We start from the raw sequence: 17,166 nt of genomic DNA, 5'->3' as shown, positions 1-17,166 counted from the left end.
CACCAAAGAGCGGATTGTAGTGGTCAAGAAAAATTGGCCACGGTCTTATGCTCTAACCAGAACAATCGTTCGGATTCATTCGGTGTCAGACCACCATTGTAGGAGTGCGGTCTAACCTGGCTGTAGTAGCCCACCAGATAATCCGTGATTGCCTGTTTGGCTTCGTTAACACTGCGGTAACCGGTCGTGGGCATCCACTCGGTCTTTAAGCTTCTAAACAATCGCTCCATCGGAGCATTGTCCCAGCAGTTACCGCGTCGGCTCATGCTCTGTCTGATCTGGTAGCGCCAAAGCTGCTGCCGGAATCGACGGCTGGTGTAATGGCTTCCCTGGTCAGAATGAAACAGTAGCCCCTTGGGTCGGCCTCGGGCCTCAAAAGCCACCATCAATGCCTTGCTGGTCAACTCGCTATCCGGGGACAACGACATCGCCCACCCCACTGGCTTGCGGGCAAACAGGTCCAGCACCACCGCCAGATAGGCCCATTGCGTTCCGGTCCAGATGTAGGTCACATCACCACACCAGACTTGATTCGGCGCCGTCACCGCGAACTGCCTATCCAATAGGTTAGGGATGGCAACATGCTCTTGATGCGCCTTTTTGTAAGCATGCTTGGGTGGCTGGCAACTGACCAACCCCAGCTCCTTCATCAGTTTGCTTGCCCGATAGCGGCTTAAAGACTGGCCGCGGGACGTGACAATGTCTGCAATCGTCCTGGCACCCGCTGAGCCCTTGCTGTCGTTGTGGGCCTTACGGACTTCGGCTTGCAGCTTTACCTTCTCCGAAGAGATGGCTTGAGGACGCGCCGCCCAGTACTTATAACTGCTGCGATGGATCCCGAATACATCGCAGATGCGTTTGACGCTAAAGCTCTTCTTGAGTCGCTCGACTAGCGAGAATTGTTCAGGGAGTCCGACATCAAGAGAGCGGTAGCCTTTTTTAAAATTTCTTTTTCCTCTTCTATCCGTTTGATTTTTCTCTCTAATTCTCGGATTTTTTGTTGTTCTGGCGTCAGCGGCGAGGCCTTGGGACTGATGCCTTGGCGCTCACTCCTAAGCTGTTTCACCCAGGTCCGCATGGCGCTATGGCTGACGCCCATGACCTCCGCAGCCTCTCGGGTGCTGTATCCCTTTTCGGTGACCAGTTGGGCCGCTTCAAGTTTGAATTCGGGGCTAAAAGAGGGTCTGTGTTTTTCGGTCATTTTTCCACCTGTCTATGAGGGCGTGATCCTATCACGCGATTTAATCAGGTGGCCAAATTCACTATGCCACTACAGATTTTCCAAAATGAAATGATTGCTCAGATGGTCGAAACGGGTTGGATTGTTGGTAAGGGCGACGGCTACGATCGTGAACGCGCTCTATATTCGCAGGATGCGTTGACCTTTGTGCAAACCACGCAGCCGCAGGAGTGGGAAAAGTTTTCAAAGGTTTATCCTACCGATACCGAACGCCACTTCCTCGATGCGCTGGTCGCTCAGCTGAGAAAAGCGGATATCAACGCTACCGATATGCTGTCGCGTACTTACGGCACCCTTGGCGTGCTGCGGCACGGGATCAAAAGCCATAACGCCCGGTTTTCCCTGTGTCAGTTTAAGCCGGAGCATAGCCTCAATCCGGAAACGCTCGCGTGCTATCAGCAGAATATCTGCCGTATTGTGCCGGAACTGGTGTATAGCCCGCACGCTTCGAAAGCGGCATTTGAAGAAGCGGGCACAAAAGCGAAAAAATGGCGTATCGATCTGGTGCTGTTCGTCAACGGTTTGCCGGTAGCAACGTTGGAGCTGAAGTCTGAGTTTAAGCAGGCAGTGCAAAACGCCATTACTCAATATAAGAAAACGCGTTTGCCAAAGGATCCCGTTACCAACAAACCTGAGCCGCTGCTTACTTTCAAACGCGGGGCACTGGTGCACTTTGCCGTCAGTCAGTATGAAGTGTTTATGGCGACCAAACTCGACGGTGATAAAACCTACTTCTTGCCATTTAACAAAGGCACTCACGACGGCGGTGCGGGGAACGACATCCCGGAAGATGCCAACGACTACGCCACCAGCTACCTGTGGAATGAGGTGCTACTGCCGGACAATCTGCTGAAAATTCTCGCGAGTTTTGTGCATCTGCAAATCGTAGAAAAAGAAGATGCCATTGGCCTGAAGTACAAAAGCGAGAGCCTGATTTTTCCGCGCTATCACCAGTGGGATGTGGTGAACAAACTGATCACCGCCGCCACGGTGGAAGGGACTGGCAATAAATACCTGATTCAGCACAGTGCCGGATCGGGCAAATCCAACTCTATCGCCTGGACGGCCCATCAGCTTTCCCGCCTGTACGATGAAAATGGCGAGAAGCAGTTCCACTCGGTGATTGTGGTGACGGACCGTACCGTGCTGGACGATCAGCTCCAAGACACCATCTACCAGTTTGAGCATCAAGATGGGGTGGTCGGCCGTATCAACAATAAAGAAGGTGACGGCTCAAAGTCAGAGAAGCTGGCTAGCGCGCTGGAAAACTCGCAGCCAATTATTATCGTTACCATTCAAACCTTCCCGCATGTGCTGAAGGCGATTGAAAACAGCGTCAGCCTTAAGCAGCGTAAGTATGCGGTGATTGCTGATGAGGCGCACTCTTCTCAGAGCGGTTCTACGGCGCGTCAGTTGAAAGAAGTACTGATGACGGAGGAGACGGATGACGATGTGGTGATGACCTCGGAAGATATTCTCGATGCCACCGTCGCCGCACGTAAAGGCAGCAACAATCTCAACTACTATGCTTTTACCGCCACGCCAAAAGCCAAAACGTTAGAGCTATTTGGCCGTCGTCCTAACCCATTTGAACCTGCCTCAAAAACCAATAAGCCGGAAGCATTTCACGTCTATTCCATGCGGCAGGCGATTGAAGAGGGCTTCATTCTCGATGTCCTGAAGAATTACACCAATTATAAGGTGGCCTATAAACTTCTGCAGAAGCTGGACGATCCCGATCGGGAAGTCGACAGCAATAAAGCAAAGGTCAAACTGAATCAGTGGGTTGCGTTGCATGAGCATAATGTTTCGCAGAAGGTAAAGGTGATTGTTGAGCACTATCGTAAGCATGTGATGCATCTGTTGGGGGGGCAGGCTAAGGCGATGGTAGTCACCAGCTCCCGTAAAGCCGCGGTGCGTTACAAGCTGGCCTTTGATAAATATCTCGCTGAGAACAACTATCAGAAGATCAATGCCATGGTGGCATTTTCCGGTGAAGTGGAATTCTATGAAAGCGACCACAATAGCCTTGCGTTACTGAACCAGAAGTTTACTGAAATCAATATGAACCCTGGGTTGAAAGGCCGGGACATGCGAAAAGCGTTTGATACTGATGATTACCAGGTGATGTTGGTAGCGAATAAGTTCCAGACCGGTTTTGACCAACCCAAGCTATGCGCCATGTATGTGGATAAAGCGCTTGGCGGCGTGGAATGTGTCCAGACGCTTTCGCGGCTCAACCGCACTTATCCAGGGAAAAAGGAATCGGGAACCTTTGTACTCGATTTCTATAATGAGCCGGACGATATTCTGGCGGCATTTCAGCCTTACTACCAAACGGCTGAATTGACCGATGTCAGCGATCCGCAGTTAGTCTTTGAGCTGTTCGAGAAACTTCGCTCCAGCGGCATTTTCCTGTGGAATGAAGTGGAGCAGTTCTGCGAAGCGTTCTTCACCAAGAACAAATCCAATGCTGCAATAAGTAATATCTGCAAGCCGGCGGTTGAACGCTGGAAGCACCGTTATACCTCAGCGATTGATGCCTATGTGTTGGCTAAAGAGATGTTTGAACGCACCAAGAAGACCGGCGATGTGGTGCTGATAACTAATGCAGAAAACAGCTTTAAGACGTGCAAACAGGAAAAAGACAAGCTGGATATCTTCAAAAAAGATCTCGGTAGCTTCGTTCGTTTTTATGAGTTTATGTCGCAGATCGTAGATTACGATGACAAGAGCCTTGAGAAGTTGAGCCTGTTCGCACGGCATCTTCGCCCGTTGCTGCATGAACAGCGTATTGAAGACGATGAGATTGATTTAAGTAATGTGGATATGAGCCATTACCGCTTGTCGAAGCTTCATGAACAACATCTGAAACTGCAGGAAGATGCGGAAGAATACCAAATCACACCGGGTAACGATATTGGTACCGCGAAGCCAAAGGACAAGAAAGAAGAGTTTCTGTCCAATATTCTGGCGCGCCTGAATGATCTGTTTGTTACGGATAATCTTAGCGATAAAGACATGATCAACTACGCCTTTACCGTGCGTGACAAACTATCGGAAAACCAGGCGGTGATGACGCAGATCGCTAACAATACGCGTGAACAGGCGATGCTGGGTGATTTCCCGAAAGCGATCGATGATGCCGTGATGGACAGCAATGAAGCCCAGCATGAGATGATGGTGCAGTACCTGTCCAACCCTGAACTCGCCAGGGGATTTGCCCGCGTGGTGTTTGATATGCTCAAAGGTGCTTAAAACGGGAGCCGCTTTGGCTTAGTTGTTATAGGGAGCTTCCCCCTAAAATGTCACAGTATAGGAATTTCGTGATGGATATCGTTGCCGATATTGAAGCAGGTAAGCTGACTTTCGATGAAATGATCGGCTCTCTGGCCGAATATAAAGACTATTCGCATTCAGAGTGGGATCGTCGTTACCGTGAATTCACGGCGTCACTTCAGCAAACGCCAACATTTTCTGAGCCCGAAACGGATGATCTGGTTAAACGGCTTTGGTACGAGCGTGACAACGGTATTGCCAGTATCCGGCAGGGCGTTCCATCGTTGGCTGAATTCCAACAAAGCCTACCGTTATTCAGAGAGCTGACCGAGCGTATTCGTCGCCAGCCTGATGAACAAACTTACCAATATGTAGAAGCCGCTTTGCAGCAAGCCAAGGAGAGCGGGCTGCTCAAGCGCATGTATTGGAGCTTGCGGAATCGCGTCTTTGCGGCGTTTACACCGGCAACCTGCACCAGCACGGTGGACGAGAATGCATTTACCAAAGCGGCGATGTTTCTGAATGATCGATTTTCCCTGGCGCTCACGCTTACCGGAAATTGGCTGCAAAAAAACCATGAACTGAAGAATGCGATTAACGCTCGGTTACCAGATGCGGACCCTTACCATGTCAACATGGCGATCTGGCATCTTTACGAATTGCTGCGTGAGCGCGATGGCGAGCAGAAGCAACAGGAAGTGGCTAACCATCTTGCCGTAGAAAGCCATAAAGTCGTGAGCCCGCAGATACCGCAGCACTCACCTGTTAACGCTATCTACTTTGGTCCACCGGGCACCGGGAAGACTTTCGTCTTGCAGCAAAAGATGAAGGAGTACACTACCCAAGCGGCCTCCGCGGACTATGATGCTTGGTTAGATTCTCGTCTCGAAATGCTGAATTGGATGCAGGTGACTGCGTTAGTTTTGTTAGATCTTAATAGAAAAGCCAAAGTTCGTTTGCTGATTGAGCATCCTTGGTTCCAGCGTAAAGCTCTACTGAATGGCCGCAGCAGTAATCTATCGCAAACTGCGTGGGCAACGCTGCAATCCTTTACCGTGCCAGAGTCTACTACGGTTGAATATAAAAGCCGCCGTGAGCCCGCGATTTTCAATAAAACGGCAGAGAGTGAGTGGTTCCTGGTTAAGCCGCAGCTAGAACAAGTGGAAGACCTTATCTCACTTTATGATGAGTTAAAACGAGGCCCACAAACCGCAGAGGCTATTCAGCGATTTGCCGCAGTCACCTTCCACCAATCCTATGGTTACGAAGAGTTTATTGAAGGGATGCGAGCCCGTGCAGATGACAATGGGAATATTTCTTACCCCATAGAGCCGGGTATTTTCATGCGGTTATGCCAGCGGGCCAAGGCCGATCCTGCGCATCGCTATGCCATTTTTATTGATGAGATCAATCGTGGCAATATCTCCAAAATTTTCGGCGAGCTGATTTCTCTTATAGAAATCGACAAGCGGGCTGGGATGAGCAATGCAATGAGTTTGCAGCTGTCTTATAGCGGCCAAGTATTCAGCGTTCCTGGCAACGTAGACATTATTGGTGCAATGAACACCGCGGACCGTTCGTTAGCGCTGATGGATACCGCATTGCGTCGCCGGTTCGATTTTATTGAGATGATGCCGGATCTTTCATTGCTCAGCGGGGCGAAAGTAAAGGGCATTGAGCTTGAGTCTTTGTTAGAGAAGATTAATAGCCGAATTGAGGCGCTCTACGATCGTGAGCATACCTTAGGGCATGCCTTCTTTATGCCAGTTAAAAAAGCCTGTGATGCGAAGGATGAAGACTTGGCATTTAAACAGCTGAAGGCGGCCTTCCAGAAGAAGATCATCCCCTTATTGCAGGAATACTTCTTTGATGACTGGAACAAAATCCGTTTGGTGCTGGCAGATAATCAGAAACAAAACGACAGCCTCCAATTCGTGATGGAGCAAAGCGACGATCTGGAGATTCTTTTTGGTGCCGATCATGGTTTACGGCGCCACGATCAGCAATCAACCGCCTACGAACTGAAGGCGTTTGAGCATGAAGTCTGGGATTTGCCACAGGCTTACCGTGCGATCTATCAACCTGAAGAAGCTACCCAGGCTGTACAAAATGGGTAAGGTGATCTCTGTTTTTGAGTATGACCTGTTAGGCGTTGAAAAAGAGTCGCTGGTTGGCGCTGTTCCTCTTCCTCCTGAGGTTTTTGACTATTTAGAATCGATTAGCCTAACCAGTGAGAAAGGAAGCCAGCTGCTTAAGCTTACCTCACGTTCTGGGCGCCGATTGCTACAGGTACAGAATTACGCAGGGATACTCTATACCCCCTATGGCCTGCAACTGGAGATCCTGCCCAAGATAGGCAAAAACCTTACGTTAGAGCAAGCGCGCGAAACGCTACTGATTATGCTAAGTCATCTGTCTGGATTTAGGCATATTCAAACCCAGCAGGCTTCAGTTCATGCGCAACGAATGCCCTTACTGGAGATCTTTATCAACCAGTTTTTGCATAGCGTTAGCCAGCTACTTAAGCAGGGACTGCGGTCAGATTACGTGAAAGAACAGGCTAACTTGCCCTTTATGAAGGGCAAGTTGATGCTGTCAGCGCAGTTACGCCATAACGTAGTGAACCGTCATAAATTCTATCTTGATTACGATGATTATTTACCTGATTGTGCGGCCAATAGGCTATTACATTCTGCACTTTATCAGTTGGGTAACCTGAGCCTGTCCTCTGATAATCAACGTTGGTTACAGGAATTACGTTTTGCTTTTGATGGTATCCCGTCGAGTAGAGATATAAAAGGTGACATATCGAGTTTGCGTTTGGAACGCGGTATGGCTCATTACCACGAGCCTTTGGCGTGGGCGCAGTTGATATTGCAGGGTATGAGCCCCAGTGCTCTACAGGGCGATGCTAAAGCGTTGTCACTCTTGTTCCCGATGGAGGCGGTATTTGAGTCCTTTGTCGCGTCAACGCTTGCTGACGAATTGCCGGATGGCTTCAAGGTGAAGCCTCAGGCAGCGAGTTATTCGTTGGTTAAACATGGTGAGAAGGACTGTTTTAAGCTGCGCCCAGATTTGTTGATTCAATCACGTCATCCGGTCAGTACCAAAATGGTGCTAGATACCAAATGGAAGCTGATTAATAACAACTCGCAGGAAAAACCTCTCTATGGCATTGCTCAATCCGATCTCTACCAAATGTTTGCCTATGGCCAAAAGTATCTTGGTGGCTCAGGAGATATGTATTTAATTTATCCTGCGCACGATGACTTCAATCACCCAGTACGCCAGCATTTCGCATTTTCAGACACACTCAGGTTATGGGTTGTTCCGTATCAGATCTCTGCAAAGTGTGGGCAGAAAATGATGTGGGGAAAAGATAATCCCTTTATCTAGGATTATCTTTTCAAAAGGCAACACGGGGTGTTTCGGTCCTAAAAGCATTGTATTAATGCTGGCTATTTATATGCAGCCTCTTTCAACTCCAACTTCACCATCAGCTGCTTATTCACCTCTTTACCATCCACCCCGCTATGAATCCGTCGATGGCAAGTTGGGCAGATGGCGCCCACCCACTGCGGGTGATCGGGGCCTTCGTCGGCTAGGCGCTTGGTGTGGTGGGGTTCAAGGTAGGGGGCACCATTTCTTTTCTTGAACGGTGCCGGCTGATCGCAGGCTTCACAGATGCCATTGGCGCGCTTCAGCACGTATTTTTTTACGTCTTCGCTGCGTTTAAACCAGGATTTTTTGCTGTCGCTTTGTTGGCGCTGGCCTGATATCTCTGAAGACTTTATAGCCTTTGCGCGCAACTGTTCTAAACTCTCCTCCTTCTGGCCTACTTCTGATGAGATAATCTCATGAGCAGAATCTTGGGCAGAAGATACACGGAATAGATTGAAAATTATCCCTTGCCTCATGTTTTCTTGGGTATCTTTACATTCAGCGTAGTTCCATGAATCACACTCAAATAGCCCAGCAAATTTCACGCCCGTACGTTTTTTGTTATATTCAAATAAAAGTATATCCTTACCATTCTCTTTATGGTCGCGGATATCTTTATTGCCTTTGGTAAACTGCATGTTACCTTTCTGGCCTTCTCCCGTGTAGGAGAAGTGGTCGTTGTTAGACCATCCATCTTTGTACCCATGAGTTTCGCCAGTCTCGCCGGTGAAAATGAAGATCACGGGGAATTCTTTAGGTGTCGATATTCCGCCCTGTTCTTGCCCTCCATAGAGGTCGTGGAGGTATTTACGTTTATAAACTTCGTCTTTTTCCAGTATCTCAAAAGGATGCGGTGTTTCGACGATCTCAAAACCGAGGTCTTTGAGAAATTGGATGGCTTTTTCCGTTCCGCTATCGGCGTTGATTCCCTTAAACGGATAACCATTCTGCTCACTGTATGCTCTAGCGGTAATGCCGCGGATATCGTAATTCTCGCCATTATAATGAAGGGTGTATTTTTTAAATCGCTTAATTTTATGTTGTTTTAAGAATTCATCTCGGCCAAGTTTTTTATATTCTTCGATGGCTTTTAAAACGGATTCTTTTGAAGATAACGCCTCTATTGCAGTTGCCAAAACCACTCCCTCACATTGCCGAGTAGGCTCTGGGCAATGTGCTTGCTGACGAGTGCAGTATGCATCAATACCCAGCAGTTAACTCATCGATTTACCGAATGCGTTAACTATGCCAGGTAGGGGAGGAAATGCCTAACTTGATGAATGCTTTTGTTGTGATATGTCAGTCAGATCTATTGGAAATCGTGGGTGGGAAGGGCGACGAGTGCAGGCATCGCCCTGATTGCCATTTACGTTAGCCGCAGGTTTCCATCTCCCGCAACGCTCGCCCATACAGGTTACAAAGCGCAGGAACCAGATGTGCCGTGGCGTTGAGGTAGCGATTCATCTGCTCCCAGCCCTCGGTATCCAACTGTGGGTGCTTTTGCAGTAAATGGCCGAACAGCATCAGGCCGTGGCACAGCCCTTCCGCCTGCTCGGCAGAGAGTGCGGCCAGGTCTAAAAGTTCTGAAGGGTTAAAAGCGCTGAGATCGAGGTGGTTAAACAGTTGGCGATAAAGGGTGAGGGTGTTGGGGATGGTTTCAGAAGCGTTGGGTAAGTTTGTGTTTTCCATATCGGCTATTTCCATTGGGAGAGAAATACCGCTACCAGAAGAGACGCTAAACTCGGGTGGTAGCTCGAACGGCGTTAGCGTACCGGCCCCAACGGATACCGGCCTTCCCGGAGGAAGCACCGTCCGAGCCACCATTGTTTGGGTGCGCATCGGCATGCTCGAATTTATACCATATTCGAACAGGGTTGGGGGATTCGGAACGCTAACTCCGGCTGCGGATTTTGCCGCAGCGGAAAAACTATAACGTTATCAGTAAAAGGAAAAAATAAGCTGTATGGAATTACAGTTTATTTACTTTTAGGATTGGAATGTACCTCGCAATTCGGCATATCATCTTTGCGTTGAATTATCGGTCATCCATTCAAGGATAATATTTCTTCATTAAGATTTATAAATAATGGAATATGATGAAAGCTAATTTTTTACTGGTCATTGCAGGATCGATATTGTTAAGTGCCTGCACAGGCGATCGTCTCGATCAGCGCTATGCGCCAGATATCCCTATCTTTGCCCATGCTAAAGCGAATGGCGACATCTGCATCTCTCCGTCACCAAAGGAAAACGAGAGGCAAGATACGCTCTATCTCACTGGTGATACGGATGAGAAATTGATTGAGGTGGTGAATCAGGAACTGAAAAATGGCATTTGCGTTGCGCAGAACGATTACCCGTTTCAGGAAAATCATATCTATAGCATGAGGCTAAATTTTGTGCCGATTGAGAAGCGCAGAAACCTGCAGGATATTTCCGGCAGGGCCTTTATTGCCCACTTCAAAGTGAAAAAGCTCAACGGCGCTTACGAAATTGAAAATATCACACGGGGCAGCAGGTAACGCCGAGGCAAAATGAAACGGATCTCCCCCCTTGCATTTACCTTCCTGCTTGCCGGCATCTCGATCTACCGATTGGATGAGGCGCAGAGCCGCACGTTCAAATTCTTCGATCCGCTGCGGGATGTCGCCCCCAATCAGTGCGTCCCGTTGAGATAGCGATTCATCCGCTCCCAGCCTTCGGCATCCGGCTGCGGGTGCTTGTGCAGTAAATGGCCAAACAGCATCACCCCGTGGCATCGCCCTTCCGCCTATTCGGCAGAGAGGGCGGCCAGGTCTACGAGTTTTGAGGCGTTAACATCGCTGAGATCGAGATGGTTAAAACAGCCGGCAATGCAGTTCTTTTATATAGAATTTTAATGATGGCTATCAGTTTTGCTATATAGCCGACAGGCGTAACTCGTCGTAGTCTCAGGAATGTCATCCCGAATGCGAGGTATCACTCATGAAAGGTAAAATTGCTTTAGAAGAACATGTTTCTACCCAGGAAAATAATCGCTTGTGGGATTCAAAAAGCGAAGCGCTGCGAAATGGCCGTCATTATATGGATAATGTTGAAAAACGCCTTTTGGAAACCGAACTGCGCTTAAAGGATATGGATGCTTGTGGCATTCGTCATGCTATTTTGTCACTGACATCGCCGGGGGCGCAGTCGATTCTTGATGCTGCTGCGGCAACTCATTTCGTAACCCGCACCAACGATTATATTGCCGAATATTTTGTTCAGCCTCATCCCGATCGTTTCAGTGCTTTTGCGACGGTGGCGCTACAAAATCCTCAGGCGGCTGCGGATGAACTGGAAAGATCGGTGAAAAAGCTGGGTATGAAGGGGGCATTGATCAACGGTTATACCAATATGAACGGCACCGAGGAGGGGCGCTATTTGGATGATCCTGCGGTAGAAGTATTTTGGCAGAAAGTGAGTGAACTTAATGTGCCTGTCTATCTGCATCCCAGGGAGCCACTGCCTGCCGCCTGTGGAATTTATCGCGGCTATGAAAGCTTGGTCGGTTCAGCCTGGGGTTTTGCAACGGAAACCGCAGTACACGCGATTCGTCTGATGATGAGCGGATTATTCGATCGCTATCCGAATATTACCATTATCCTTGGGCATCTTGGGGAGGGGCTGACATTTATGTTACCGCGCACGGCTCATCGTCTGGAAAAACAGTTTGAGGGCATCGGTCTGGGAATCAACCAGCACCCCTTAACGGATTACCTGACGAATAATTTCTACGTCACGACGAGTGGTCACTTCACGACCAGTGCCCTGCATAACGCCATTGAAGTGATGGGAAAGGATCGGGTCATGTTTTCTGTTGATTATCCTTATGAGGATATGTGCCAGGCGGCTGATTGGTTCGATCCATTAATCCTGGACGCCGATGTTAAACAGAGTATTGCGTACGGTAATGCCCGTCGAGTCTTCACCCTGCCTGAGTGAGTTGAGCTAATTGTTGGCGTAGCCAGATCAGACCCGGGTCGTGATGATATCTCTGGTGCCATACCTGGCGAATGGTGAAAGAGGGGCAGGGCATGGGTAATGGCCAGGCAACACATGAAAATGCCGCCGCACACCAGGTGGCAACTTGTTCGGGAACCGTCGCCAGCAACTCAGTACTGGCTACAATGTTTCCCACGCCCAAGAAGCTAGGGAGCAGCATTTTAGTGCGCAGTTGAATGCCACTGCGTGCCAGATAGCGTTCCATCTCTGCATGCCCGGTACCGTCCCACTGCACCATGACCTGTTGTTCTTTAAGCCATGACGCCAGTGTTGGTGCTTGTCTGATACGCGGATGTGTCGTGCTGCTCAGACAAACATAGTGTTCATCAAACAGCCTCTGTTGGTAAAAACTTTCCGGAATATCGATTAGATAACCGATTACAAGGTTTACGTCGCCGGACTCTAGCGCGGAGTAAATATTGTCATCAATATGCCTGATGGCAAATTTAATTTGGGTGGCCCCCTGGCGTTTACATATATCAAGCAGGCGGGGAACCAGAGCAATTTGGCTTATATCAGCCATTGCGATGGTAAAGCTTCGCTGACTGGTGCGGGGATCGAAAGGCAATGAGCTCATGAGCTGATTATCCAGCAGATCTAAAATCGTAGATATGGTGGCAAATGCCTGCTGCGCACCCGGTGTGGGCGCCATCTTTTGTCCGACCCTGACAAACAGCGTGTCGTTAAACTCTTCCCGCAAGCGCTTAAGCAGCAGGCTACCCGAAGGTTGGCTCAGATCTAACTGATCGGCAGCCGAAGAGACATTGCCGCTCAGATAGAGAGCACGAAAGAAATAGAGCATTTTCAAATCCAGTTCTTTACGCATGGTTTATCTAGTCACCTTATTTATTCGTGAAAAAACGGCGCGTTGTCTCAAGCGGTAGTTGCCAAAAAGTATTTCTTAATTGAAATAGGTGGCCTGCGTTTGCTGGGTATATTAGCGTAATGCGTCACTACCGCCGCCGTTTACCTTCACTTTTTGAGAAATAGATAATATTACCTGGGCTTGCTGAGCGATTATCCTCATTTCAGAATATACGAGCAGGTGTCGTTCTATTACACCAGGTTGTTATTTTAACATCTTAAGAAGCACAGTATGCCTTGCATAGGGAGGGGCTATGGGTTGCGTAAAAAAGAGGATTATGTAGCCTCGTTTTAAAATTATTCTCTATTTTAAAATGGATAATGACTAGTATCGGCGCGTTCTTCAGTGCTATTCGCTATCATGCGAATAAATAATCACCGAAGGGGGGGGGATACGTGCTGCTTGCGGTGGCCCGCTAAAACTGGCCGCCGCTTGAGCGTTTTTTGCTAGGTGGTAACGAAAGGCAGAGCAAAAGCGGGAACGGCTCAAACGCAGGCAAGTCGTTGGAGCTCACCCACAGGCCCCAACAGTCAAACCCTGCTTACCCCAACTCTCCAATCCGCTCCCGGATCTCCTCCTCCGGCAAATCCACACCGATAAACACCAGCGTGCTCTTGCGCTCTTCCTCCGGCAGCCATTCCCGATCCCAGTCGGCGTTATACAGCCGCTGCACGCCCTGGAATAGCAGGCGGCGCGGCTCGTCTTCGATAGACAGAATGCCTTTGTAGCGCAGCAGGTTGTCGGCGTATTCCAGCAGCAGGCCTTCCATCACGTCGGAGATTTGCATCAGCGGCAGCGGGCGCTCCAGCGTCACGACAATTGAGCGGATGTCGCTCTGCGGCTGCGGGATGCGGCGGAACAGCGGGGCGGGCGGCGTCAGGTTCAGTTTGTCGTTCAGCGTAAAGCCTTCGATGTCGAACAGCACGCTCAAATCGATATCGCCGTGCGTCACCTTGTAGACCGGCGCGCGGGCGTTCATCCGCTGCAGCCGCTGGATCAGCGCCTCGCAGTCCGGCGCCACGTCGGTTTTGGTCAGCAGGAGGCGGTCGGCGTAGCCCACCTGCGCCTGAGCGATGCTGAACTGGCTCAGCTGCTGGTCGGCGTGCGCCGCGTCCACCAGGGTGATGATGCCGTCCAGCAGGAAGCGCTCGCACAGGATTTCGTGCGAGAAAAAGGTCTGGGTAATCGGGCCGGGATCGGCCATGCCGGTGCATTCGATGATCAGCCGATCGAACGCCAGCTGGCCGCTGTCGACGCCGTCCAGCAGATCCAGCAGCGCGTCCGCCAGTTCGTTGGACTTGCTGCAGCAGATGCAGCCGTTGCTCAACGTGGTGATGCGGCTGGCGCGATCGCCGATCAGCGCGTCGTCGATCGGCACTTCGCCGAACTCGTTCTCGATGACCGCGATTTTATAGCCGTGTTCGGCGTTCAGGATGTGGCGCAGCAGGGTGGTTTTGCCGGCGCCCAAAAAGCCGGTCAGGATGGTGACTGCGATGGGTTTCATACGGGTCCTTGTGACTGCGGGTTAACAGCAGCGCATGCCGCCTTTGCCGTCGCCGCCGTAGCGCGCTTGCTGGCGCTCGCGGAAAAATTCTTTATAGGTCATCACCGGCTTGTCCGGGTGGTTGTCTTTCATGTGCTGGACGTAGGTATCGTAGTCAGGCACGCCCACCAACATGCGCGCCGCCTGCCCGAGATACTTACCCGCCTGGCCGAGATTTCCGAACATAGTTCCTTTCTCCCAAATACCCTGCTTACCCTTCGTCTTTCGAACCGCAGCGGTGTTGGCTGCACTCCCGAACCCCAGTCACTTACTTGAGTAAGCTCCTGGGGATTCGCTCACTTGCCGCCTTGCTGCGGCCCGAAATCCTTTGGGTACCGGTTAGCTTTCATGTCGGTACTGCATAACTGATTTCATTATGCAGGGTATCCGTTAAATCACATCAATGCTGGGTCGAAACTTTGACCTCCCCCTCAGTTACGCCGTCGGCGTGCGCGGCCTGCGGCACCGGCACGTAAGGCGTTTCCTGGTCGGTGCGTTTCGGGTTCTTGTGCGCCGCCAACGCGGTTTTCACCCCGTAGAAGATGATGCTGTACACCACCAGCAGGAACAGAATGCTCAGCCCGGCGTTGGTGTAGTTGTTCACCACGATGTGGTTCATGTTGGCGATCTGCTGGGCACTCAGCTCGGCGCCGCCCTCGGCGATCTTGCGTTTGTACTCACCGGCCAGGAAGAAGAAGCCTTCCAGCTGCGGGTTGTCGCTGAACAGCTTCAGCCCCAGCGCGTAGGTGGTGCAGATCAGCAGCCACACCGCCGGTAGCACGGTCACCCAGATGTATTGGGTGCGCTTCATCTTAATCAGCACCACGGTGCCCAGCACCAGCGCCACGGCGGCCAGCATCTGGTTGGAGATGCCGAACAGCGGCCACAGGCTCTTCACGCCGCCGAGCGGATCCACCACGCCCTGATACAGCAGGTAGCCCCACAGCCCGACGCAGCCGGCGGTGCCGATAATACCAGCCACCAGCGAGTCGGTTTTCTTCAGGAACGGCACGAAGTTGCCCAGCAGATCCTGCAGCATAAAGCGGCCGGAGCGGGTGCCGGCGTCCAGCGCGGTCAGGATGAACAGCGCCTCGAACAGAATGCCGAAGTGGTACCAGAAGCCCATGTTGGCGCCCGGAATGATCTGGTGGAACACGTGGGCGATGCCCACCGCCAGCGTTGGCGCGCCGCCGGCGCGGTTCAGCACCGAAGGTTCGCCGATGTCGGTGGCGGTCTGCAGGATCTGTTCCGGGCTGATGACGAAGCCCCAGGAGCTGACCGCCGCCGCCGCATGCACGGTCACGTCCTTCAGCGAAGCCATGATCATCGGCGCGTCTTCGGTGCCCAGGCGGTGCAGGTCCGGCATGGTGATGCCCAGCGCCGCCGGCGGGGTGTTCATGGCGAAGTACAGGCCCGGCTCGATGATGGAAGCCGCCACCAGCGCCATGATGGCGACGAAGGACTCCATCAGCATCGCGCCGTAGCCGATAAAGCGCGCGTCGGTCTCATTGGCCAACAGCTTCGGCGTGGTGCCGGAGGCGATCAGCGCATGGAAGCCGGAGACCGCGCCGCAGGCGATGGTGATGAACAGGAACGGGAACAGGGTGCCTTTCCACACCGGGCCGGTGCCGTCGACGAACTGGGTCACCGCCGGCATTTTCAGCTCAGGGTTGAGGATCACGATGCCGATCGCCAGCCCGACGATCACGCCGATTTTCAGGAAGGTGGCCAGGTAGTCGCGCGGCGCCAGGATCAGCCATACCGGCAACAGGGCGGAGATGAACGCGTAGCCGATCAGCGTGAAGGTGATGGTGGTGTCTTTAAAGGTCAGCGCCGGGCCCCAGTACGGGTCGTGCGCCACCACGCCGCCGAACCAGATGGCGGCCACCAGCAGCACGATGCCGATGATTGACACTTCACCCACGCGGCCGGGGCGCAGGTAGCGCATGTAGATGCCCATAAACAGCGCGATCGGCACGGTGGAGCAGACGGTGAACACCCCCCACGGGCTCTCCGCCAGCGCTTTCACCACGATCAGCGCCAGCACCGCCAGGATGATGATCATGATCAGGAAGCAGCCGAACAGCGCGATGGTGCCCGGTATTGGCCCCATCTCTTTTTTGATGATCTCACCGAGCGAGGCGCCGTTGCGGCGCGAGGAGATGAACAGCACCATAAAGTCCTGCACCGCCCCCGCCAGCACCACGCCGCCCAGCAGCCACAGTGTGCCGGGCAGGTAGCCGACCTGCGCGGCCAGCACCGGCCCCACCAGCGGCCCGGCGCCGGCGATGGCGGCGAAGTGGTGGCCGAACAGCACGTTCTTGTTGGTCGGCACGTAGTTCAGGCCGTCGTTGTTGACCACCGCCGGAGTGGCGCGGCCGGCGTCCAGCTTCATCACCTTGGTGGCGATGTACAGGCTGTAGTAGCGGTAGGCCACCAGATACACCGCCACCGAAGCGACGACGATCCACAGCGCGCTGATGTGTTCGCCGCGGCGCAGCGCCACCACGCCGAGGCAGGCTGCGCCGAGTATCCCCAGCAGCATCCACGGAATGTGCTTTAAAATCCCCTCTCGTTTCATGAGGTATCCTTAATTCCAGTCTGCAAAATATGAATGAACTCATCCGCTTGTAAGAGATGTCAGAGTGGCGCGGTGAGCCGTAGCGTCTTTCCCGAGGTAAGGCGGGTTTAGGAACAGCTCATCATCGCCGGGGGTAAGGGGGGAAGACAGGCGTATTTCGGTCAGCGGTCAGATCCGCCGGGTGAACGGTTGGA

Annotated in this window: 13 protein-coding genes; 5 read left to right on the top strand and 8 right to left on the bottom strand. The window is 51.8% G+C overall.

Annotated features, from left to right (window positions below):
- Positions 1-23: 23 nt before the first annotated feature.
- Positions 24-986, bottom strand: coding sequence for an IS3 family transposase (locus tag GF111_RS10305; RefSeq protein WP_224217850.1), 963 nt, complete (start codon positions 984-986; stop codon positions 24-26).
- Complete coding sequence (locus GF111_RS10300; RefSeq protein ID WP_047722173.1) at positions 890-1,201, bottom strand: IS3 family transposase; 312 nt, start codon at positions 1,199-1,201, stop codon at positions 890-892. Before GF111_RS10300 ends, GF111_RS10305 begins: the two co-directional genes overlap by 97 nt.
- Before the next feature lie 63 nt (positions 1,202-1,264).
- Here GF111_RS10300 and GF111_RS10295 point away from each other — a divergent pair, with 63 nt between their 5' ends.
- From GF111_RS10295 to GF111_RS10285, 3 genes are all read left to right on the top strand, one after another.
- On the top strand, positions 1,265-4,498 hold the full coding sequence (locus GF111_RS10295) for a type I restriction endonuclease subunit R (protein WP_154724284.1): 3,234 nt from the start codon (positions 1,265-1,267) through the stop codon (positions 4,496-4,498).
- Between the two features lie 71 nt (positions 4,499-4,569).
- Positions 4,570-6,636, top strand: a complete 2,067-nt coding sequence (locus GF111_RS10290; RefSeq protein ID WP_047730798.1) for an McrB family protein — start codon at positions 4,570-4,572, stop codon at positions 6,634-6,636.
- The gene (locus GF111_RS10285; protein WP_047729141.1) at positions 6,629-7,915 is read left to right on the top strand and encodes an McrC family protein; all 1,287 of its coding nucleotides are present in this window, start codon (positions 6,629-6,631) and stop codon (positions 7,913-7,915) included. The genes GF111_RS10290 and GF111_RS10285 overlap by 8 nt, the downstream gene beginning before the upstream one ends.
- Positions 7,916-7,977: 62 nt before the next feature.
- On the opposite strand, the gene GF111_RS10280 is transcribed toward GF111_RS10285, so the two are convergent.
- Positions 7,978-9,102 (bottom strand): HNH endonuclease, encoded by a 1,125-nt coding sequence (locus GF111_RS10280; RefSeq protein ID WP_370633543.1) that lies wholly within the window; start codon positions 9,100-9,102, stop codon positions 7,978-7,980.
- 229 nt (positions 9,103-9,331) lie between these two features.
- Complete coding sequence (locus GF111_RS10275; protein ID WP_147192054.1) at positions 9,332-9,649, bottom strand: hypothetical protein; 318 nt, start codon at positions 9,647-9,649, stop codon at positions 9,332-9,334.
- A 407-nt stretch (positions 9,650-10,056) separates the two neighbouring features.
- Here GF111_RS10275 and GF111_RS10270 point away from each other — a divergent pair, with 407 nt between their 5' ends.
- Both GF111_RS10270 and GF111_RS10265 read left to right on the top strand, forming a co-directional pair.
- Complete coding sequence (locus GF111_RS10270) at positions 10,057-10,482, top strand: putative T6SS immunity periplasmic lipoprotein (RefSeq protein WP_148940256.1); 426 nt, start codon at positions 10,057-10,059, stop codon at positions 10,480-10,482.
- A gap of 442 nt (positions 10,483-10,924) precedes the next feature.
- Positions 10,925-11,923 (top strand): amidohydrolase family protein, encoded by a 999-nt coding sequence (locus tag GF111_RS10265; protein ID WP_038878276.1) that lies wholly within the window; start codon positions 10,925-10,927, stop codon positions 11,921-11,923.
- Here the strand turns inward: GF111_RS10265 and GF111_RS10260 are convergent.
- From GF111_RS10260 to GF111_RS10245, 4 genes are all read right to left on the bottom strand, one after another.
- A complete protein-coding gene (locus GF111_RS10260; RefSeq protein ID WP_038878277.1) occupies positions 11,907-12,809 on the bottom strand; it encodes a LysR family transcriptional regulator in 903 nt (300 codons plus the stop codon). The genes GF111_RS10265 and GF111_RS10260 overlap by 17 nt on opposite strands.
- 580 nt (positions 12,810-13,389) lie before the next feature.
- Positions 13,390-14,352: a GTPase gene (gene yjiA, locus GF111_RS10255; RefSeq protein WP_147191326.1), complete on the bottom strand. Its 963-nt coding sequence runs from the start codon at positions 14,350-14,352 to the stop codon at positions 13,390-13,392.
- A 21-nt stretch (positions 14,353-14,373) separates the two neighbouring features.
- Positions 14,374-14,577, bottom strand: coding sequence for a YbdD/YjiX family protein (locus GF111_RS10250; protein WP_004953088.1), 204 nt, complete (start codon positions 14,575-14,577; stop codon positions 14,374-14,376).
- A 214-nt stretch (positions 14,578-14,791) separates the two neighbouring features.
- Complete coding sequence (locus tag GF111_RS10245) at positions 14,792-16,972, bottom strand: carbon starvation CstA family protein (protein ID WP_047729127.1); 2,181 nt, start codon at positions 16,970-16,972, stop codon at positions 14,792-14,794.
- Positions 16,973-17,166: the final 194 nt, after the last annotated feature.

The organism is Serratia sp. HRI (genome assembly GCF_010119335.3).
GTDB classification, from domain to species: domain Bacteria; phylum Pseudomonadota; class Gammaproteobacteria; order Enterobacterales; family Enterobacteriaceae; genus Serratia; species Serratia nevei.
Note: the sequence above shows the minus strand (reverse complement) of the source record. Positions and strands in the feature narration are given on the sequence as shown.